1 protein-coding gene is annotated in these 274 nt (G+C 65.3%); it reads left to right on the top strand.

The features are described 5' to 3' along the window. The coding region (locus tag AB1471_RS18940) for a glycosyltransferase family 9 protein (protein ID WP_496350340.1) at positions 1-274 on the top strand (274 nt) is incomplete at both ends.

Below are 274 nucleotides of genomic sequence, written 5' to 3' on the forward strand. Positions count from 1 at the left end.
CTTTCTCGCCGAACGATCTGACATCGTCGACCTGACGGACCAGCTCACCGATTTCAGCGACATGGCGGCGCTGGTGTCCTGCCTCGATCTGGTGATCTCGGTCGACACCCGCGTCGTTCACCCCGCCGGTGCGCTGGGCGCCCCGGTCTGGACGCTATTGCCCTTCAATCCCGATTGGCGCTGGCTGCTCGGTCGCACCGACAGCCCATGGTATCGATCGATGCGGCTGTTCAGGCAACCCAGCCGCGGCGATTGGGCCAGCGTGGTGGACGAG

The sequence above is a fragment of the Jeotgalibacillus marinus genome (assembly GCF_040801915.1).
Classification (GTDB): domain Bacteria; phylum Bacillota; class Bacilli; order Bacillales; family Jeotgalibacillaceae; genus Jeotgalibacillus; species Jeotgalibacillus marinus.